This window comes from Micromonospora sp. CNZ296 (genome assembly GCF_007827635.1).
In genome coordinates this window covers 106,386-125,599 of the sequence record NZ_VISW01000012.1, presented here as the reverse complement: position 1 = coordinate 125,599, position 19,214 = coordinate 106,386, and the positions used below count along the sequence as shown (strand labels likewise).

Below are 19,214 nucleotides of genomic sequence, written 5' to 3'. Positions count from 1 at the left end.
AGGACGTCGGATGAAGCTGGTGTGGAGGCGGGCGATAGAGGCCCGTGGGCTGCTGCTCGCCGCCGCTGTCGCGGCACTCGTCGCGGTCGCGTTGGTCACCGGGCTCTCCGACTACAACCGCCGGGCCGTCGAGGCGGGCGCCCGGGCGGTGCTCGACGCCGCACCGGCCGAGGAACGCAGCCTGCTGATCAGCGGCTCCGGTGGCGCCGACGCCGCCGCGTTCGCCGAGCGGGACCGGGCGGTACGGGAACAGTTCGCGAAGGGGCTCGGCGGCGCCCCGGTCACAGTGGCCGCGAGCCGCTCCGGGACCGGGCGGGAGCTGACCGGTGACGTGGGCGCCGCCCGTACCGACGACGATCCGATGTTCGCCAACCTGGCCACGCTCGACGACCTGCCCGCGCACGCCGAGCTGGCCGCCGGGGCGTGGCCGGTGCCCGGCAGCAACCCGTTGCAGGTGACGTTGCCGGAGAAGGTGGCCGCGCAACTGAGCCTGGAGGTCGGGGAGCGGGTGCCGCTGTACGACAGGGGCGCGGAGCGCGCCGGCACTGTGGTGGTCGTCGGCACGTGGCGGCCGCGGGACGCGTCCGAGGCGTACTGGCGTCTCGCCCCCGGGGTGGGGGAGAGCCAGGGCGACGCGGAGATCACGTCGTACGGGCCGTTCGCGCTCGACCCGGCCGACTTCGCCCGTACCTTCCCGGGCTCCATCTCGGCGGCCTGGGTGGTCGACCCCGACCTGGTGGCGGTCGAGCCGGCCCGGCTGCCCGCCGTGACCACAGCGCTCGACGAGATCACCGGGAAGCTGCCCGAGGCCACCGGCCTGGGCTCCTCGACACAGCAGGTCAGCCACCTGGACCGGCTCGTCGACCGGCTCAGCCGGGCCGACCTGGTGGGCCGGTCCGCGCTGCTCACCCCGCTGCTGCTGATCGTGGTGCTCGGCGGGTACGCGCTGGTGCTGGTGGCGGCGCTGCTCAACGAGGACCGGCGGGCGCAGACCGCGTTGCTACGGGCCCGGGGCGCCGCCCGGGGGCAGATCGCCGGGCTGGCCGTACGCGAGGCGACGCTCGTGGTGGCGCCGGCGCTGCTGCTGGCTCCGGCGCTGACCGGGCAGGCGATCCACTACCTGGGCGCGGACCTGGGGCTGGCCGACGGCGATCTGGCCCGGGTGTGGGTGGTGGCGGTCGGCGCGGCGGTGGGCTGCCTGCTCGCCATGGTGCTGCCGGCGATGCGCCGGGCGGGCACGTACGTCGCGGACATGGCGTCCCGGTCGCGGCCCTCCCGGGGAGCGGCCGTGCAGCGGGCGAGCGTCGACGTGGCGCTGGTGGCCCTCGCCGTGCTCGCCTGGACACAGTTGCGGCAGTACTCCTCGCCGCTCGCCGGCGCGAACGGCAGCCTCGGCATCGACCCGCTGCTGGCCGCCGCGCCCACCATCGGCGTGCTGGCCGGAGCGGTGATCGCGCTGCGGCTGCTGCCGCCGACCACCCGGCTCGCGGAACGCTTCGTCGACCGGCGGACGTGGAACGCCACCATGTTCGGCATGTGGCAGGCGGGCCGGCGCCCGCACGCCGGGCCGGTGCTGCTGCTCGCGCTCGCCGTCGGCGGCAGCACGCTCGCCTGGTCGCTGGTGGCCTCCTGGGAACGCTCGCAGCGGGACCAGGCACAGCACACGGTCGGCGCGGACCTGCGGCTGACCGAACGGGACGGCACCGCCCCCGCGGACCGGGCCGCCCATCTGGCCGCCGTGCCGGGCGTGGACCGGGTGCTGCCGGCCTGGCGCGACGACGTACGCCTGGGCCGTGAGGCCCGGCCGGCCACAGTGGTGGCATTCGACGCCGCCGCCGCGAAGGGGATGATCCGGCTCGACGACGCCGGCGGTGACGCGTCCACCGGCGCCCTGCTGGACCGGCTCGCGAACGGCCGGACCGCGCCGGCCGGCGGCGTCCTGCCCGAGGGGGCGAAGACGCTGTCCGGCACCGTGCGCACCCCGGTCGAGAGCATGTACGAGCGGCCCCGGGTGGCTGTCACCGCGTTGTTCGCCACCGACGCCGGGGCCACCTGGCGGGTCCGGCTCGCCGAGGGGGACGGCGACGGGAAGCCGGTGCGCTTCTCGGTGCCGCTGCCGGACAGCGGCGGCGTCCCGCTGCGCCTGGCCGGTTTCGAGGCCGACGGCGGTGACGCCACCGGCAGCTCGTACCGGCTGCTCCTGGACGAGCTGCGGCTCACCGACGCCGCCGGGGCGGCCCTGAAGCTGCCGGTGGAGGGGTCCTGGCGGGTGATCGACCCGGGCTCCGGGCCGCGCGACACCGCCGAGGCGAGCCCGACCCGGATCGACGGGACGCAGGGCTTCGACGTGCCGGCCGGGCTGTTGCAGTTCGCCCGGGTGCCCTCGTCCCGGTTCGCGCTGGCGCCGCAGGCGCCGGACCGTCCGGTGCCGGTGCTCGTCACCCCCGGCGTGGCCGCCGCGATGAGCCTCAAGACCGGCGACACCGTCAAGCTGTCGGTCGCCGAGGTGACGGTCGAGGTCACAGTGGTCGGCCAGGTCGCCGCGGTGCCCGGCACCGGGGGCGACGGGGTGCTGCTGGACCTGCCCACCGCCACCACACAACTCCTCGAACGCAGCGGCGGCGTCCGGCCGGTGGCCGAGTGGTGGCTGGGCACCACGCCCGGCGGGCACACCGCCGCCGCTGACGCGCTCGCCTCGACCGGCGGCACGGTGCTGCTCGACCGGCGGGCGGTGGCCGCGGAGGCCGCCGAGGATCCGTACTGGCAGGGCGCGCGCACCGGGCTGCTGGCCGCCGCGCTCGGCTCGGTGCTGCTCGCCCTGGTCGGTCTGGCGGTCGACGTCTGGGCCACCACCCGGCGCCGGCTCACCGAGTTCGCCGTGTTCAACACGCTCGGCGCGAACACCCGGCTGCTCGCCCGCGCGTACCTCGCCGAACAGACCTTCCTGGCCGCGATCGGCGTCGGCGTCGGGATGCTCGTCGGCGCCCTCGTCGCGGCCACCATGGTGCCGCTGGTGATCCTCACCCCGGCCGCCGGCCGGCCGGTGCCCGAGGCGGCCTTCACAGTGCCCTGGCTGCCGATCGGGACGACAGCCGCCGGGCTGCTGCTCGCCGCGCTCGCCTTCGCCGCCCTCATCACCACAGGTATCCGCCAGCGGGTCGCCGCCGCGCAGCTCCGGATCGGAGGAGAACGATGAGCCTTCCTGGTGCCGCGCGCCGGGTACGCGCCTACGGAGGGCAGTTCCTGCTGCTCGCCGTCCTGACCCTGGTGACCGCCCTGCTGATCACCGGCGTGCCCCGGGTCGCCGACCGGCTGACCGGGCAGGGGCTCACCGAGTACGTCGCAGGGCAGCCGGTGGCCCGCCGCGACCTCACGTACAGCACCGCGCCGACCGCGTTCCCGCCGTCGACCCGGACCGCCGTGACCGGTCACGCGGCCGAGCTGGCGGGGATCGAGGAGGCGATGCCCGGCGTGGTCCGGGACACCATCGGCCAGCGTTGGTACGTCGCCCAGACCGTGCCCGGACGGCTGCGCGGCCCGACGCTCGCCCCCGAGAAGGGCCTGATCGACGTGCACCTGCGCGCCGGTACCGGCATCAAGGAGGCGGCCACACTGGTCGACGGGCGGTGGCCGGAACGCCCCGTCGCCCCGGCCCGCACGGTCGAGGTGACGCTCGCCGAGACGATCGCCGGCACGCTCGGCGTGAAGACCGGCGACCGGTTCCTGCTCCTGATGCTCGACCCGGACGACAACGTGCTCAAGTCCCTCCCGGTCCACCTGGTCGGTGTGTGGCGGCCGAACGACCCGGCCGACGGTGTCTGGGACACGCTGCCGTCGATGCTCAAGCTCTCCCCGCCCGAGGGCGACGGCGACCCGTTCGTGGGCGTCGCCTACACCGCCGACGGCGGCGTCGACGAGGCCGTCGCGACCGGCTGGCCGGTCAGCTTCGGCTGGCGGTACCGGATCGCCCCGGACCGGCTCGAACCCGGCCGTCTCGACGCGCTGATCGCCGGCGTCGACGGGCTGGACCGGGCCCGGCCCGCCCAGATCGAGATGACCCTCACCCAGGGCGTGGACATCCCGCTGCGGCGCTTCGCCGACGCGCTGGCCGCCGCGCGTACCCTGCTCGCGGTCATCGCGGCCGGGCTGCTCGCCACGCTGGCCGGGCTGACGCTGCTGGCCGCCCGGCTGGCCGCGCGCCGCCGCCGCGCCGAGTTCCACCTGATCCGGGCACGCGGCGGCTCGACCGGCGCGGTGCTGCGCCGCGGCCTGGCCGAGTCGTTGCTGGTGCTGCCGGCCGCGGCCGGGATCGGCTGGCTGCTCGGCGGGCTGCTGCCCGGCACCGGGGCGTCGTGGCGCTGGGTGGTGATCGCCGGGCTCCTGGCCACGCTGCTGCCGCCGCTCGCCGCGCTCGCCGTCGGCCGCCGGGCCGGTGGACGTGCCGACCTGGGCGGCCGGTCACCCGCCGTCCGGCTCACCGTCGAGGTGGTAGTGCTCGGGCTCGCCGTGCTCGGCGCGTTCCTGCTGCGCCGCCGCGGGCTCACCGCCGGTTCGGTGGACCCGCTGCTGGTCTCCGTGCCGGTGCTGCTGGCGATCGCGGCGGCGCTGCTGGCGCTGCGCGCGTACCCCTGGCCGTTGCGGCTGGTCAGCCGCGTCGCCGCCCGGGCGCGCGGCAGCGTCGCGTTCCTCGGCACCGCCCGGGCGGGCCGGGCCGCCAGCACCGGGCCGCTGGTCGTGGTGGTGCTGGCCGTCGCCACCGCCGCGTTCTGCGGCGTGGTGGCGACCGGCATCGAGACCGGCCGGGACACCGCCGCCGCCCAGGCCGTGCCCGGTGACCTGCTGGTACGCGGGGAGCGCTTCACGCCGGACACCGCGGAGAAGCTGGCTGCGCTGCCCGGGGTACGCGCTGTCGCGCCGCTGCTCACAGTGCCGGCCGAACGTCCGTACGTCGACCGCGCCGGACGCCCCGCCCCGGTCACCGAGCTGCGCGTGGTGCTCGTGGACGGCGAGCGGTTCGCCGACGTGGCACGGGAGGCCGGCGTACCGGTAGACGTGCCCGATCCGGTGCGGGCCCGCACCGACGGGAGCACGCCGCTGCCGGCGCTGGTGTCTCCGGCGGTGGCCGGGGAACTGGCCGACGCCGGGCTCGCCGACGCCCGGGGCGAGCGGCCCGCCTGGCTGGACGTGCAGGGCAACCGGCTGCCGGTGCGGACCGCCGCCACAGTCGACGAGTTCGCGCTCGTCGGCGAGGGCATACGCCGGTTCGTGGTGCTGCCGTGGCCGGCGTTGCCGGCCGACGCCCCGCACCAGCTCGCGCCGACCGGTTTCGTGCTCGCCGGGTCCGGCGTGGACGCGGCCGAGGTGGACCGGGTCGCGAGCGACGGGCAGCGGCGCTACCTGCGCATCGGCGAGGTCGACGTCGGGGACAAGGCCCGCGCGCCGGAGGTGACGACCCGTTCGGCAGTGCGCGCCGACCTGGGCGGCACCGGCGTGAACGGCCTGCTGGTGTTCGGGTTCGTGCTCGGCGCCGGGGGCGGCGCCGCGCTGGGGCTGCTCGGGCTCGCGCTCGCCGTGCTCGCCGGGGCCCGCTCGCGCGGGCAGGTGCTGTCCCGGCTGCGCACGATGGGCCTGTCCCGCCGCCAGTGGCGCGGACTGCTGATGGTGGAGCTGACGCCGCTGGTGCTGGTGTCGGTGCTCACCGGCGCTGTGGTCGGCGCATTGCTGCCGCTGCTGCTCACACCGGTGCTCGGGCTGCCCGCCTTCACCGGGGGCGTGGACGTGCGCCCGAGTTTCGAACCCGGCCTGGTGGCCGGGGTGTCGGTCCTGGCCATGCTGGCCCTCGGCTTCGCGATCACCGTGGAAGCCGTGAACAACCGCCGGTTGCGCCTCGGCGAGGTGCTGCGGCTCGGAGAGGAGAGCTGACATGACCGCGACCGCTTCCGGCCACCCGGGCCCGGCGCGTCTCACGCCGCGTGACGAACCGTCGTCGGCCGTACCGGATCTGGCGTCGCTGCAACAGCGCGCCGCCCAGCGCGCCGCCGAACGGGCCGGCGGGCGCGACCGGCTGCGCGGGCACATCGTCTGCGACGGCCTGGTGCGCATCTTCAAGACCGAGGGCGTCGAGGTCGTCGCGCTCCAGGGCCTCGACCTGGTCATCGACCGGGGCGAACTGGTCGCGATCGTCGGCGCGTCCGGTTCCGGCAAGTCGACGCTGCTGAACATCCTGTCCGGGCTGGACACCCCGACCGCGGGCATCGCCCGGGTCGCCGACTACGACCTGCTGTCGCTGTCGAACAAGCGGCGGCTCGCGTACCGGCGGGACGTGGTCGGTTTCATCTGGCAGCAGACCGGCCGCAACCTGCTGCCGTACCTGACCGCGCTGGAGAACGTGGAACTGCCGATGAAGCTGGCCGGCCGGGCCGGCGGAGGGCGCAAGCGGCGGGAACGGGCCCGTGAGCTGCTGGACATGGTGGGCGTCGGCTACTGCGCCGACCGCCGGCCGGGCCAGATGAGCGGCGGCGAGCAGCAGCGCTGCGCCGTCGCCGTGGCGGTGGCGAACGACCCGGAGATCCTCTTCGCCGACGAGCCGACCGGTGAGCTGGACGAGGCCACCGGCGCCGAGGTCTTCGCCGCGCTGCGCACCATCAACGCCGAACTGGGGGTCACCATCGTGGTGGTCACCCACGACCACGCCGTGGCCGGCCAGGTCCGCCGTACCGTCGCGATCCGCGACGGCCGGACCGCCTCCGAGGTACGCCGGACCGCGCGCGTCACCGCCGACGGCGGCACCGAGATGGTCAGCGAGGAGTACGCGGTGCTCGACCGCACCGGCCGGATGCAACTGCCGGCGCAGTTCGTGGAGGCGCTGTCCCTGCGCGACCGGGTCCGGCTCAACCTGGAACCCGACCACGTCGAGGTGCGCCCCGGCGACCGGGCGCACGGCGAGGAGAGTGAGTGATGACCGACCAGACAGTGGTGCTGCCGGCGGAGCCGGGGACGGCCGTCGACGACGTGGTCCGGGTCGAGGGGGTGAGCCGCACCTTCGGCAAGGGGGAGCACGCGGTGCACGCCGTGCGGGACGTCTCGTTCACGGCGGGACGCGGCGAGCTGGTCGCCGTCCGGGGCCGCTCCGGCGCCGGCAAGACCACGCTGCTGAACCTGGTCGGCGGCCTGGACCGGCCGGACGCCGGGCGGATCCGGGTGGCCGGGCACGACGTCACCGCCGCAGGTGAGCGGGAGCTGCTGTCGTTGCGCCGGGGCACCATCGGGTTCGTGTTCCAGACGTTCGGCCTGGTGCCGATCCTGTCCGCGGCGGAGAACGTCGGGGTGCCGCTGCGGCTGGCCAAGGTGCCGGCGGCCGAGCGGGAGCAGCGGGTCGCGGTGCTGCTGGAGCTGGTCGGGCTGGGCGGGCACGCGGCGCAGCGCCCGTACGAGCTGTCCGGCGGGCAGCAGCAGCGGGTGGCGGTGGCCCGGGCGCTGGCGAACGAACCGGACCTGCTGATCGCCGACGAGCCGACCGGTCAGCTCGACTCCGAGACCGGGCGGTCGATCATGGACCTGCTGCGTGCGGTGGTGCACGCCCGGGGCATGACAGCGCTCGTCGCCACGCACGACCCGGCGCTGATCGAGCTGGCCGACCGTACGCTCACACTGCGCGACGGCCGGCTGGTGTCGGAGGACTGATCCGGGTGCCGGGCCGCGCGCCTCCGGGCGGCGGCCCGGTGCCGGGTCAGAGCGCCAGCTTCATGCCCTCGTGGCTGGCCACGAAGCCCAGGTCGCGGTAGAACCGGTGCGCGTCGGCGCGCTGCTTGTCGGTGGTGAGCTGCACCAGCGCGCAGCCGTGCTCCCGGGCCCTGTCGATCGCCCAGCGCATCATCGTCCGGCCCAGACCGTGGCCGCGCCGGTCGGAGCGGACCCGCACCGACTCGATCAGGCAGCGTTCGGCGCCGTGCCGGCCCAGCCCCGGGATGTACGTGAGCTGGAAGCAGCCCACCAGTTCCCCGCCGTCGTCAGCGACGATCAGATGGTTGCGCGGGTCGGCGTCGAGGTCGGCGAAGGCACGCTCGTACGCCCCGTCCACCTCGGGCAGGTCGCGGGTGCGGCCCAGCACGTCGTCGGCGAGCAGCGCGAGCACGGCGGGCAGGTCGGCGCGGACCGCCTCCCGGAAGATCACCTCGGTCACCGGGCCAGCCTGGCACAGCGCCGCGCGCCGGTGTGGCCCGGGCGGCGTCAGCCGTCGTCCAGCCAGCTCCGCAGCGCCCACCACCAGTGCACGGTCTCCGGCACCGTGCACCGGGCGCCCTCCTCGACCGGCGGCCCGCCGGTCAGCTCCCGCAGCCGCCGCAGCCGGTAGCGCACCGTGTTCGGGTGGACGTGCAGCTCGGCGGCCGTCTGGTCCAGGCGCTGGCCGTGGTGCAGCCAGGCGAGCGCGGTGCCCGCCAGCTCCCGGTGGAACTCGTCGGCCGGGTCGAGCGCGCCGAGCAGCGTGCCCCGCAGCAGTTCGGCCAGCAACGGCTGGGCGGCGAGCGCGGTCTCCCCGGCCAGGTCGGTGACCTGACGCAGCCCGCGCAGCCGCCGATTGGCGGCCGTGGCCAGCGCCGCCAGGCAGAGCGCGTACATGTCCGGGGCCCGTGCCAGCGGCTGCGCCGGCGCCACCAGCGTCAGCATGTCGGCCGGCGCGGCGTCGGGCGGTCGCGGCAGCAGCCCGGCCAGCCGGTCCCCGACCGTGCCGAGCAGGCCGCCCCGCGCGGTGAGCTGCCGGTGCAGCGCGTACGCCCGGACCGGGTCGGGCGGCGCGGCGACCAGGCAGTGGTAGCGCCCGTCCGGCCGCAGCCCGAACCGGGTCAGCTCGGCCGGTTGCAGGCCCGCCGGACCGTCGCGCAGCAGCCGCCGCAGCAGGTGAGCCCGGGCAGCCGCGCCGGTACGTGCCAGTTCCCGTTCGGCGCCGCGGTGCCCGTCAACCACCGCCCGCTCCACCGCCGCGGCGTACCGGCCGATGGTGAGCAGCCCTTCCAGCAGCACCTCGTCCGGGATGCCGGCGGCCCGCCCGTGCCGGACCACCAGCTCCACCGCCCGGTCCCGCCCGGCCTGCACCCCGCGCAGCAGACCGGCCACCGAGACGCCCTGCGCCGCCCGGTCCGCGCCCAGCCGCCGGGCCTCGGCGAAGTCGCGTCCGGCCGGGTCCTCGCGGCGTTCCAGCGCACCCAGGCCACTGGTCAGCAGCAGCACGACCTGGCGGCGTACCTCGTCGGCCGGAAGCCGGGCCACCTCGGGGGAGTCCGCGCGGGCCGCCCGCGCCACCTCGTCGACAGCGGCCGGATCGGCGGACAGGTCGCGCAGCAGCGCGCCGAACGTCGGGGCCTGTCCGATCCGGGTCATCGGCGTCCGCCGCCCTCCGGTTGTCGACGCGGCACAACCGGGCCGCGCGGGCGTTGGCGTCAGGTCCCTAGCCCGGGCGGGCGGCCGGTTGCTCTCCTGGTTGTTACCGCAAGGTAACACCGCTCGCGCCACTGAGAAACGTCGATGTCGTACCGGCTGCCAGGAGGCGTCCATGACACCCGTGCCACAGCACCCGTCCCGTACCCGCCGCCGCCGCGCCGGCCTGGCCGTGCTGGCCGCGCTCGCCCTGGTCGCGCCGGCGCCGCTGGTGACCGCGCCCGCGCCGGCCGCCGCCGCGGCGGCGCTCCAGGAGGTGATGTTCGTCGGCAACAACTGGGACGGCACCGCCGACGTGATCCGGTCCCGCGGCGACTACGCCAGGCTCGGCCGGATCAACGTGATCCCGGACCGCGCCGCGCGGCTGCGCGAGATCTACCTCAACCCGATCAAGCTGGCGTTCTTCCTCGGCATCCGGCAGGGCCCGGGGGAGGGCCACGACCAGCTCATCGACGACATGTACACCACGCCGGACGGCACCGCGCTCGTGGTGTCCCGGCCCAGCTTCGCCGACGTCGTCTCGATCGACCTGGCCACCGGCGCGCTGCGCTGGCGGTTCCCGGTCTCCGGCTACCGCGCCGACCACATGGCCGTCTCGCCCGACGGCACCCGCGTCGCGGTCTCCGCCTCCACCTCCAACACCGTGCACGTGCTGGACATCCGCACCGGCGCGCAACTCGGCTCGTTCGGCGCCGGCGACAAGCCGCACGAGAACATCTACACCGACGGCGGCACCCGGCTGTGGAACATGTCCATCGGCGAGGTCAACACCGACCTGGACGCGCCGTGGCTCGACTGGACCAAGGGCGACCGCCGGATCACAGTCGCCGACACCAGCACGTACCAGGTGGTCAAGGTGATCGACATGCGGGACCGGCTGGACGCCGCCGGCCGCCGGGACCTCTCCGACGCGGTCCGCCCCGCCGTCTTCACCCCGGACGGCAGCCGGCTCTACTTCCAGGTGTCCTTCTTCAACGGCGTCGTCGAGTACGACGTGGCCACCGACCGGGTCACCCGCGTCGCCACGTTGCCGAAGAACCCGGCCACCAGCGAGGACCGCACCACCTGGGTCAACGACTCCCGGCACCACGGCCTGTCGATGAGCCCCGACGGCACCCGGATCTGCGTCGCCGGCACCATGGACGACTACGCCACGGTGCTGGACCGGGCCACGCTGCGCGAGGGACCGCTGGTGCCCGCGAGCAAGCCGTACTGGGCCACCGTCAGCGGGGACGGCCGGGACTGCGTGATCTCCGAATCCGGCGCGGACCAGGTCACCGCGATCAACTTCGCCACCGGGCAGAAGGTCGCGAGCGTCCCGGTCGGCGACCACCCCCAGCGCGTCCGTATCGGACACATCCCGGAGGGCTGGACGCCCCCGGCCGCCGGCTGACCGCCGGCCCGGCCGGCGTCCGCACCCCGACCGCCGGTCACGCCGTCACCGGGCGGGGCAGCGCAGCCCCTCCCGGGGGACGGTGAGTGAGATCAGGTACGCGTCGACCGCAGACGTCACGCACGAGGTCTGCGGGTAGGCGGTGTGCCCCTCGCCCTCCCAGGTCAGCACCCGTCCCACGCCGAGCATCGACGCGAGCGCGGGCGTCTGCTCGTACGGCGTGGCCGGGTCACCGGTGGTGCCGACCACCAGGATCGGCGGGGCGCCGTTCGCCCGGCCGGTCGGATACGGATCCCGCTCGCCCGGCCACTCCACGCAGCCCAGCATCCCCACCGCCAGGGCGGGACCGAACAGCGGATACTTCTGCCGCCACTGCGACTGGAGCGAGCGGACCTGCTCGCGCGACGGCTTCTCGGTCTCGTCGGCGCAGTTGACAGCCAGGTTGGCGTCGAACAGGTTCGAGTAGTGCCCGTCGGGCTCGCGGCCCGCGTACGCGTCGGCCAGCTTGAACACGCCGTCCGGGTCGCCGCCCTGGAGGTCGTCGATCGCCCGGGCCAGCTCCTGCCAGCCCTGCTCGGTGTAGAGCGACGAGATCACCGCGTAGAAGACCCAGCCGGCGGTGGCCTTGCGGCCGTCCTGCGCGCGTACCGGAGAGGTCTTCGCCTTGGCGATCGCGTCGGTGACCGCACCGCGGGCGTCCGGGGCGATCGGGCAGCGGCCCGCGTTCGCCGCGCACCACCTGGTGAAGTTGTCGAACGCCCGCTCGAAGCCCTTCGCCTGGCTCTCCGACCCGGCGATCAGCTTCTGCTGCGGGTCGACCGCGCCGTCGAGCACCAGGGCGCGCACGCGCTGCGGGTAGAGCTGCGCGTAGGTGGCGCCGAGCAGCGTGCCGTAGGAGTAGCCGAGGTAGGTGAGCTTGTCGTCGCCGACCGCCGCGCGGACCGCGTCCATGTCCCGCGCGGCCTGCTCGGTGCCGTAGAGCGGGAGCTGGTCGCCGTACTTCGCGCCGCAGCGCTCGCCGACCCGCCGGTTGAGGCCCACGAAGCCGTCGAACGACGACTGGCTCTCCGGGTCGGGGTCGTAGCCGAAGCTGGCGTCCAGGTCGGCGTCGGAGATGCACTTGACCGGGCTGGACCGGGCCACCCCGCGCGGGTCGAAGCCGACGATGTCGAACCGGTCGGTGATCGCCGTCGGCAGGCCGCCGAACGCCGGGCCGAATGACAGGTAGACGGCGGTGTCGACGCCGGACGCGCCGGGACCGCCCGGGTTGATGACAAGCGAGCCGATCCGGTCGCGCTGCTTGGTCGAGCGGGCCCGGATCAGCGCGATCTCGAACGTCTCACCGGCGCCCGGCCCGGCGGTCGCGCCGGTGGTGGCCCCGGTGCCCCAGTTGCGCGGCACGGCGATCCGGGCGCAGTCGTAGCGCATGTCCGCCGCGCCCCGGCCGACCAGCTCGTCGGGCACCTCCGGGCAGGCCCGCCACTCCGGCGCCGTGCCCGGCGGGGCGGCCTCGCCCTCGCTCTCGGCGCGCGGGGCGAACGCCGGCAGCGTGCAGCCGGCGGTGAGCACCACCGCCGCGACGAACGCGGCCAGGACGGGCCGGAACCGGCGGGTCCGTTCGGGGAAGCGGGTCACGTGGGCGCCCTCCATGATCGTGTCGACCGTCAGGCTACGCCCGGCCGCGGGTGTCACCGACCGTCGCTGCCGGATCGCCGCGCAGCACCTCGTCGACGTCGTAACGGATCGGGCGGTCGAGCTGGCCGTAGTCGCAGGAGCGGGGATCACGGTCGGGTCGCCAGCGCAGGAACCGGGCGGTGTGCCGTAGCCGGTCGCCCTCCATCGCGTCGTACGCCACCTCGACCACCAGTGCCGGACGCAGCGGCTCCCACTCCAGGTTCTTGCCGCCGGTCCACCGGCTCACCCCGCCCGGGATGCGCTGGCCCCGCTCGTGGTCGCCGTGCACCCACGGGTGCTCACCGCCGACGTCGCGGTAGGGCTCCAGCTCGTCGAGCAGCTCCTTGCGGCGGGCCATGGTGAACGAGGAGCTGACGCCGATGTGGTGCAGCACGCCGCCGTCGTCGTAGAGGCCGAGCAGCAGCGAGCCGACCACCGGACCGGACTTGTGCCAACGGAAACCGGCCACCACCGCGTCCATCGTGCGGGCGTGCTTGACCTTGAACATGAGCCGCTTGCCCGGCTCGTACGGCAGGTCGGCCGGCTTGACGATCAGCCCGTCCAGCCCGGCGCCCTCGAACACGTCGAACCAGCGGCGGGCCGTCTCCGGGTCGGTGGTCACCTGCGTCACGTGCACCGGCGGGCGTACCCCGGACAGCGCCTGCTCCAGCCGCTCCCGCCGCCGGGGATAGGGCTGGTCGATGAGCAGCTCGTCGTCGATCGCCAGCAGGTCGAACGCGACGAAGTCGGCCGGGGTGGTCTCGGCCAGCAGCTTCACCCGGGAGGCGGCCGGATGGATCCGCTGGGCCAGCAGCTCGAAGTCGAGCCGAGGCTGCCCACCCGGGCCGTCCCGGCGGATCACGATCAGCTCGCCGTCGACCGCGCACCGGGCCGGGAGCTGCCGGCGGGCCTGCTCGACCACCTCGGGGAAGTAGCGCGTCATCGACTTGCCGCCCCGGCTGGCCAGCTCGACCTCGTCGCCGTCGCGGAACACGATGCAGCGGAAGCCGTCCCACTTCGGCTCGTAGGTCAGACCGGCATCGGTGGGCAGCTCGGCGACGCTCTTGGCGAGCATCGGCTCGACCGGAGGGTTGATCGGCAGGTCCACGGCGACCAGTCAACCAGACCCCACCGACAGTGGTGAGGCAGATCACCGCCGGTGGCCGGGTGGCGTGTCCCGTCCCGGCCGCGTTCGTCACCGCCGCCCGAATGGTGGAACCGCAGGTCAGAGCTACCGTCGCGGCGTGCCGGAGTGGAGTTGCGAATGCTGCGGGCGCTGGCGGGTCAGCGTCGAGCTGGTCCGCGGCCGCTACCGCTACCGGCTGTCGCACCGCTACCCGCCGGAGCACGGCGGCGGCGCGAACGTCCTCGGCGAGGTCGGCTCGGTCGCCGAGCTGGAACACCTGCTGAAGCGGTACGCCCCGGTCTCCCTGGCCGATCTCCACGAGGCCGCCTGACCCCGGCCGGGGCGAACCGCCTGTCGGCCGGCACCGAGCGGCGGAACGCCGGGTGACCCCTGGGGCCGGGCATCTCCGGCCCGGGCGAACCGCCGATCTTGGAGTTGTGGCACCTCATAGACTTCGCCGAACGGACATCCTGGGCGCCACAACTCCAAGATCGACGAGAGCGGGCGAGCGAGGGGGGCCGGCGGGCGGGGCGGCGCGCGAGCGGAGGGCGGGCATAGGCTGAGTGGACCGTCCACGGGGGAGGGAAGAAGCCCATGCGGTTCGCCGAGTCCGTCGACATCGCCGCCGACGTCGACCGGGTCTGGGAGGTGCAGAGCGACGTCGAGCGCTGGCCCGAGTGGACGCCGTCGGTCACCGCCGCCCGCCGGCTGGAGCCCGGTCCGCTGCTCCTCGGCTCGACGGCCCGGCTGGAGCAGCCCCGGCTGCGCCCGGCCGTGTGGCGGGTCGTGGAGATCTGTCCGCCGTACTCGTTCGCCTGGGAGTCGGCGAGCCCCGGCGTGCGCACCCGGGGTGAGCACCGGCTGATCCCGCTGGAGGACGGGCGGACCCGGGCCGAGCTGATCCTGGTGCAGACCGGTCCGCTGGCCTGGCTGGTCGGGTTGCTCGGCGGCTCCACCATGCGCCGCTACCTGCGGCAGGAGGCGGACGGGCTCAGGCGCCGTTGTGCGCGGAACTGACCGAGGCGGACGGCCTCGGGCGCCGGCGAGGCCCGCTGACCGGGGCCGGAGCGCCCGCTCAGGCGCCGTCCGGAGGTTCAGGGACCGTCTTCTCCAGTACGGCCAGGCGGTTGCCGTTCTCGTCCGGCCGGTGCGCCACCACCCGGTAGCCGCGGCCCGCGTACAGGGACAGGTTCGCCGCGCTGTCCGCGCCGGTGAACAGCGCGAACCGGGTCACCCGGCCGGCGCAGGCGTGCTCGACGGCGTCCAGCAACCGTCCGCCGACGCCCCGGCCCTGCTGGTCGGGGGCGACCGAGAGACGGCCCACGTGGGCGGTGTCGCCGTCGAGGCGGGCGCGGACCGAGCCGACCAGGCGGGTGCCGCGCCGGGCGGCGAGCACCACGTCCGGCCCGGTCAGCGCCGCCCGTACCTCGTCCAGCGTCTCGGTCAGCGGGGGCAGGAACACGTCGCGGTAGCGCTGCGCCTCCACCAGGTACGCGGCACGCTGCACGGTGAGGATCTCCCCGGCGTCGGCGGGGCCGGCGGGGGCGATGGTCACGTCGGTCACCGGCTCAGCTCACCACAGCGCTCCCGGGCGGCCGTACGCTGGCTGGGGTGTTCCCATGAGCGTGGAGGTGACCGGCGTGCCGGAGCTGACGTACCCGGAGGTGGGTGCGACCCGCGACGGTGCCCTGCCGGCCGGTTACCACCACCTGCGCCACCGGGTCCGGCTGCCGGACGGCGGTTTCCCGCTGGCGGCGGACGCGGTGCTGGGCTGGCGGCTGCACCGCGCGGCAGGCGTGGTGATGCGCACGGACGCGCCGCGCGCGGCACCCGGGGTACGGGTCACGCCGGGGCTGGGCGTCGGCCCGGTGCGGCTGTGGGGCCCGACCGAGGTGGTCTGGACGGTGGCGGAACCGGACCGGGCCGGGTTCGGCTACGGCACGCTGCCCGGGCATCCGGAGGTCGGTGAGGAGGCGTTCCTGGTGACCCGGGGCGCCGACGGCGTCTGGTTCGAGGTGACCGCGTTCAGCCGCCCGGCGCACTGGTACGTGCGGGCCGGCGGGCCGGTCGTGCCGGGTTTCCAGCGGGCGTACGCCTGGTGGCTGGGGCGGACGCTGCGGCGGCTGTGCCGGCGGCGCTGACCGGTCAGTAGCGGGCGAAGGAGCGGATCGGGGCGCGCGGGCCGTACTTCGGGGCCTGGACGCCTGCCGCCTCCAGCAGCACGCACACCCGGCCGCGGTGTCCCCGGAACGGCTCCAGCAGCGCCAGCATCCGGGCGTCGTCGCCGCGCGCCTCACCGGCCAGCGCCCACGCCACGGTGTTCGGCACGTGGTAGTCGCCGACGCTCACCGCGTCCGCGTCGCCGTACGCGATCCGCACCACCTCGGCGGCGGTCCACGGCCCGATGCCGGGGATGGCGGTGAGCCGCCGGGTGGCCTCCGCCGAGTCGGCGCAGCGTTCCAGCCGGTCCGCGACGGCCGCCGCGCGGCGCAGCGTGTCGGCGCGCCGCTGCTCGACCCCGAACGGGTGGAACACCCAGTACGGCGTGGCCGCCACCGCGGCGGGCTCCGGCGGCAGCAGCAGTGGTTGCAGCGGGCCGGGCGCCGGTTCCCGGAAGTGCCGCACTGTGGCGGCGTACGCCCGGTACGCCTCCTTGCCGGTGACCTTCTGCTCGAAGACCGCCCGCAGCAGCCGGGGGAAGATCTGGCCGGTGGCGGGCATCCGCAGCCCGTGGTGCGTGTGGGCCAGGCGGGCCACCAGCGGGTGCGTACCGGCGAGCGCGGCGAACCCGGTCAGGTCGTCGCAGAGCCCGGCGATCCGGTCGGCCCGCTCGACCACCCAGGCCGCGCCGGGCCCGTACCCCTCGGCCAGCAGGTCGCCGGCGGACGGGCGCAGCGTCAGCGTGGCCGGGCCGTCCGGGGTGCGGGTGGCCCACCAGAACGTGCCGGCGGCGATCCGCGCACACGGGTCGTACGGGCTGAACGTGAGCGCCCGCACCGAGGCGGCCAGCCGGTAGCCGGCCGGCGGGCGCAGCGTACGGCGGGCGTCGGGCGAGGTCACCAGGCCACTCTGCCACGCGGCCCGGCCGTGACGCCGGGCACGCCTGGCCGGGAGGCGGGCCGATGCCGGTGCGGCCCGCCTCCCGGGGTTCGCGACGGTGACCGGCCACGCCCTCCCCGGCGGCGACCGGTCACCGTGTCCTGCGGTGTCAGTACGAGTAGTCCGAGCCGCCGCCGGAGCTGTCCGAGCTGCCCGCCGCGGGCGGCGCGACCGCCTTGGGCGTGCCGGTCGGCAGGCAGGTCAGGTTCTTCTTGCCGTTCGGGTCGACCACGAACCAGGTGCCGCCGACGCCCTGGCCCTTCCACTGGCCGGGCTTCTTGTCGCCGATGTAGCGGTAGACCGGCCAGCCGCCGATGGTGAGCTGCCGGGTGCCGTCCTGACGGGTGATGGTGCCGACCTTGTCGTCGGAGACGCCGCGCAGCTGCGGGTTGCCGTCGGTGAGCGACGGCGGCCACACCTCGGCGCACTTGTCCACGCAGTTGGACTGCGGCGGGTCGTCGGAGTCCTTGTCGAACCGGTACAGCACCCAGCCGTCCTGGTCGGTGACGACGCGGCCCATCCGGGGCAGCTTCTTGCCGACCAGTTCGTCGGTGATCTTCACGTTGGCCGGGGGCGCCTTGTCCGCGACCGGCTCCTCCTCGGGAGCCGCCGACGCCTCTGGTTCGGCCGCCGCGGTGGGTTCGGCCGCGGCGACGGCGACCGGCTCGGCCGCGCCCGAGTTCGCCCCGTTGTAGCCCGCTGGGGCGCAGGCCGTAAGTGCGACCATCGCGCTCGCGACGATGACGGTCGTCCGCTTGTGGTGTGCCACGTGCCCTCCTCGTTCTTGGCAGTTCGCCGAGTAGTACGGGCGCAGCGCTGTCAAGGTTGAACCCGCAAGGGTGGCACATTTCACAGTGGACCGATTGAACCGATGGAAGCCGGCATGCGTGCGTCAGCACGAGGGGGTCCGCCGGCCCGGGCACGACGCGACGGCGCCGGGTGGCTCAGCCACCCGGCGCCGTCGGCACACCAGATCAGATGTCGTCCACCGTCACCAGCGGACTCGCCACGCCGTTCGCGTCGACCGACTGCACCTGGAGCTTGTCGATGTCACGCACCGGGGCCGAGGTGGACGCGCTCAGCTCCAGCGGAAGCTGGTTCTGGTTCGTCCCGTAGCCGCCGACCGGCACCGACCAGGTGGAGATCACCTCGCTCGTGGCGTTCTTGCGGACCACCACCAGCCGGCACGTGCGCGGCCCCGGCAGGCGGCTGAGCTGCACCGCGATCTGCGTGCCGTACTCCTTGCGGGCCAGCCACATCGTGGTCTGCACGCCGGTCCCCGGGTCGGTCGCGTTGTGCTGGTCGCCCTCGATGTCCTCTTTCCCGCCGACGCCCGGGTCGTTCGGGTTGCCCGGCTCGCCGCTCGGCGCCACGCTCGGCGCGGCCTGCGTCGGCCCGGCCTGCGGCGGCGCCGGATCGTCGCCGAGCATCCCGGCCGCCGCCGCGCTCGCGCCGCCGAACACCACCACGGCCGCCGCCGTCGCCAGCAACTGCCGCACCCGGGTACGACGGCGGTCCCGTCGTACCGCCATCAGTGTCCGGTCCAGCAGCGCCGGATCGGTGTGCGTCTGCTCCAGCGCGGCCATCGCCTCGCCGTCGATGCCGGAGAGCAGTCCCACCACCGGGACCATCGTCTCCAGTTCCGCCGCGCAGGCCCAGCAGGTGGCCAGGTGCTCCTCGAACCGCTCCGCGTCCTGCGCGTCCAGTACGCCGAGCGCGTACGCGGCGACGTCCATGTGATCGGCCCGGCTCATTCGGTCACCCCCCTCTCCTGCAGAGCCGTGCGCAACGCGCGCAGCGCGTAGTAGACCCGTGACTTGGCGGTACCGAGCGGGAGCCCCAGCTCCTCGGCCGCCTCCGGCACGGTGCGCCCCCGGAAGTAGGTCGCCACCAGGATCTCCCGGTGCGACTGGCTCAGCGTACGCAGCGCGTCCGCTACGGTCATCGTGCGCAGCACCCGGTCGGTGCTGTCCGACTCGGCGAACATGGTCAGATCCCGGTCGTACGTCTCGGGTGGGCGGGCCTGCTCACTGCGGTGCTCGTCGATGGCGATCCGCCGGGCCACGGTGACGAGCCAGGGGCGCAGCGAGCCCTGGCCCTGCACGCCGAGCCGGTGCGCGTTGCGCCAGGCCCGCAGCAGCGTCTCCTGCACGATGTCCTCGGCGCGCTGCCGGTCCCCGCCGGTCAGCCGCATCACGAACATCAGCAGCGGGCCGGCGTGCTCGGCGTACAGCAGGCGGATCAACTGGTCGGAGTGGCTGGCCTCGGCGGAGGTCGCCTGGTGGCGTCCGGGAGCGGGTCGCGGCGGCACCGGGTCATTCTGGCGATCGGTGGACCGGGCGTCGACCCCCCGGCCCGAACGCGAGGCGCGCGAGTGTGGTTGTGCCCGGGCGAACATCCACTCGGGCCGCGCCACCTCGCCGTGCCAGCCGGCCGCCACCGCATGCATGCAGACCTCCGCTGTCCAATGACATCAGCCGGCCCCCC

The 19,214-nt window shown here is 75.1% G+C and carries 17 protein-coding genes; 8 read left to right on the top strand and 9 right to left on the bottom strand.

The window, feature by feature from the left end; all coding sequences use genetic code 11:
• The first annotated feature begins 10 nt into the window (after positions 1-10).
• Genes FB455_RS20660 through FB455_RS20645 form a run of 4 tightly spaced genes read left to right on the top strand, consistent with a single transcriptional unit; the run spans position 11 to position 7,683 of the window.
• A complete protein-coding gene (locus FB455_RS20660) occupies positions 11-3,196 on the top strand; it encodes an FtsX-like permease family protein (protein ID WP_145754622.1) in 3,186 nt (1,061 codons plus the stop codon).
• The gene (locus tag FB455_RS20655) at positions 3,193-5,922 is read left to right on the top strand and encodes an FtsX-like permease family protein (RefSeq protein WP_145754620.1); all 2,730 of its coding nucleotides are present in this window, start codon (positions 3,193-3,195) and stop codon (positions 5,920-5,922) included. Before FB455_RS20660 ends, FB455_RS20655 begins: the two co-directional genes overlap by 4 nt.
• A 1-nt stretch (position 5,923) precedes the next feature.
• Positions 5,924-6,958: an ABC transporter ATP-binding protein gene (locus tag FB455_RS20650; protein WP_013284833.1), complete on the top strand. Its 1,035-nt coding sequence runs from the start codon at positions 5,924-5,926 to the stop codon at positions 6,956-6,958.
• A complete protein-coding gene (locus tag FB455_RS20645) occupies positions 6,958-7,683 on the top strand; it encodes an ABC transporter ATP-binding protein (RefSeq protein ID WP_047893123.1) in 726 nt (241 codons plus the stop codon). Before FB455_RS20650 ends, FB455_RS20645 begins: the two co-directional genes overlap by 1 nt.
• Before the next feature lie 46 nt (positions 7,684-7,729).
• Here the strand turns inward: FB455_RS20645 and FB455_RS20640 are convergent, their stop codons facing one another.
• Together FB455_RS20640 and FB455_RS20635 are read right to left on the bottom strand one after the other, a co-directional pair.
• Positions 7,730-8,182: a GNAT family N-acetyltransferase gene (locus tag FB455_RS20640; RefSeq protein ID WP_145754618.1), complete on the bottom strand. Its 453-nt coding sequence runs from the start codon at positions 8,180-8,182 to the stop codon at positions 7,730-7,732.
• A 47-nt stretch (positions 8,183-8,229) separates the two neighbouring features.
• Positions 8,230-9,378 (bottom strand): RsbRD N-terminal domain-containing protein, encoded by a 1,149-nt coding sequence (locus FB455_RS20635; RefSeq protein WP_030274702.1) that lies wholly within the window; start codon positions 9,376-9,378, stop codon positions 8,230-8,232.
• A gap of 172 nt (positions 9,379-9,550) precedes the next feature.
• On the opposite strand from FB455_RS20635, the gene FB455_RS20630 reads away from it, so the two are divergent.
• Positions 9,551-10,828, top strand: coding sequence for a YncE family protein (locus tag FB455_RS20630; RefSeq protein WP_013284837.1), 1,278 nt, complete (start codon positions 9,551-9,553; stop codon positions 10,826-10,828).
• Between the two features lie 45 nt (positions 10,829-10,873).
• Here the strand turns inward: FB455_RS20630 and FB455_RS20625 are convergent, their stop codons facing one another.
• Together FB455_RS20625 and FB455_RS20620 are read right to left on the bottom strand one after the other, a co-directional pair.
• Complete coding sequence (locus tag FB455_RS20625) at positions 10,874-12,478, bottom strand: alpha/beta hydrolase (protein WP_030274700.1); 1,605 nt, start codon at positions 12,476-12,478, stop codon at positions 10,874-10,876.
• 19 nt (positions 12,479-12,497) lie between these two features.
• Positions 12,498-13,610: an ATP-dependent DNA ligase gene (locus FB455_RS20620; RefSeq protein WP_030274698.1), complete on the bottom strand. Its 1,113-nt coding sequence runs from the start codon at positions 13,608-13,610 to the stop codon at positions 12,498-12,500.
• Positions 13,611-13,746: 136 nt separating this feature from the next.
• Here FB455_RS20620 and FB455_RS20615 point away from each other — a divergent pair, with 136 nt between their 5' ends.
• Both FB455_RS20615 and FB455_RS20610 read left to right on the top strand, forming a co-directional pair.
• Positions 13,747-13,959 (top strand): hypothetical protein, encoded by a 213-nt coding sequence (locus FB455_RS20615; RefSeq protein WP_013284840.1) that lies wholly within the window; start codon positions 13,747-13,749, stop codon positions 13,957-13,959.
• 263 nt (positions 13,960-14,222) lie between these two features.
• Entirely contained in the window at positions 14,223-14,645 is a 423-nt protein-coding gene (locus FB455_RS20610; RefSeq protein ID WP_013474539.1) for an SRPBCC family protein, read from the top strand.
• 58 nt (positions 14,646-14,703) lie between these two features.
• Here the strand turns inward: FB455_RS20610 and FB455_RS20605 are convergent, their stop codons facing one another.
• A complete protein-coding gene (locus tag FB455_RS20605) occupies positions 14,704-15,192 on the bottom strand; it encodes a GNAT family N-acetyltransferase (protein ID WP_013284842.1) in 489 nt (162 codons plus the stop codon).
• 55 nt (positions 15,193-15,247) lie between these two features.
• On the opposite strand from FB455_RS20605, the gene FB455_RS20600 reads away from it, so the two are divergent.
• Positions 15,248-15,769, top strand: a complete 522-nt coding sequence (locus FB455_RS20600; RefSeq protein ID WP_030274696.1) for a DUF1990 domain-containing protein — start codon at positions 15,248-15,250, stop codon at positions 15,767-15,769.
• Positions 15,770-15,773: 4 nt separating this feature from the next.
• Here the strand turns inward: FB455_RS20600 and FB455_RS20595 are convergent, their stop codons facing one another.
• The 4 genes from FB455_RS20595 to FB455_RS20580 all read right to left on the bottom strand — a co-directional run bounded on the left by FB455_RS20595 (position 15,774) and on the right by FB455_RS20580 (position 19,176).
• Complete coding sequence (locus FB455_RS20595; RefSeq protein ID WP_145754616.1) at positions 15,774-16,688, bottom strand: DNA glycosylase family protein; 915 nt, start codon at positions 16,686-16,688, stop codon at positions 15,774-15,776.
• 148 nt (positions 16,689-16,836) lie between these two features.
• Complete coding sequence (locus tag FB455_RS20590; RefSeq protein ID WP_013474542.1) at positions 16,837-17,496, bottom strand: COG4315 family predicted lipoprotein; 660 nt, start codon at positions 17,494-17,496, stop codon at positions 16,837-16,839.
• A gap of 205 nt (positions 17,497-17,701) precedes the next feature.
• The gene (locus FB455_RS20585; protein ID WP_013474543.1) at positions 17,702-18,481 is read right to left on the bottom strand and encodes an anti-sigma factor family protein; all 780 of its coding nucleotides are present in this window, start codon (positions 18,479-18,481) and stop codon (positions 17,702-17,704) included.
• Entirely contained in the window at positions 18,478-19,176 is a 699-nt protein-coding gene (locus FB455_RS20580; protein WP_013284847.1) for a sigma-70 family RNA polymerase sigma factor, read from the bottom strand. The genes FB455_RS20585 and FB455_RS20580 overlap by 4 nt, the downstream gene beginning before the upstream one ends.
• Between the last annotated feature and the right edge of the window lie 38 nt (positions 19,177-19,214).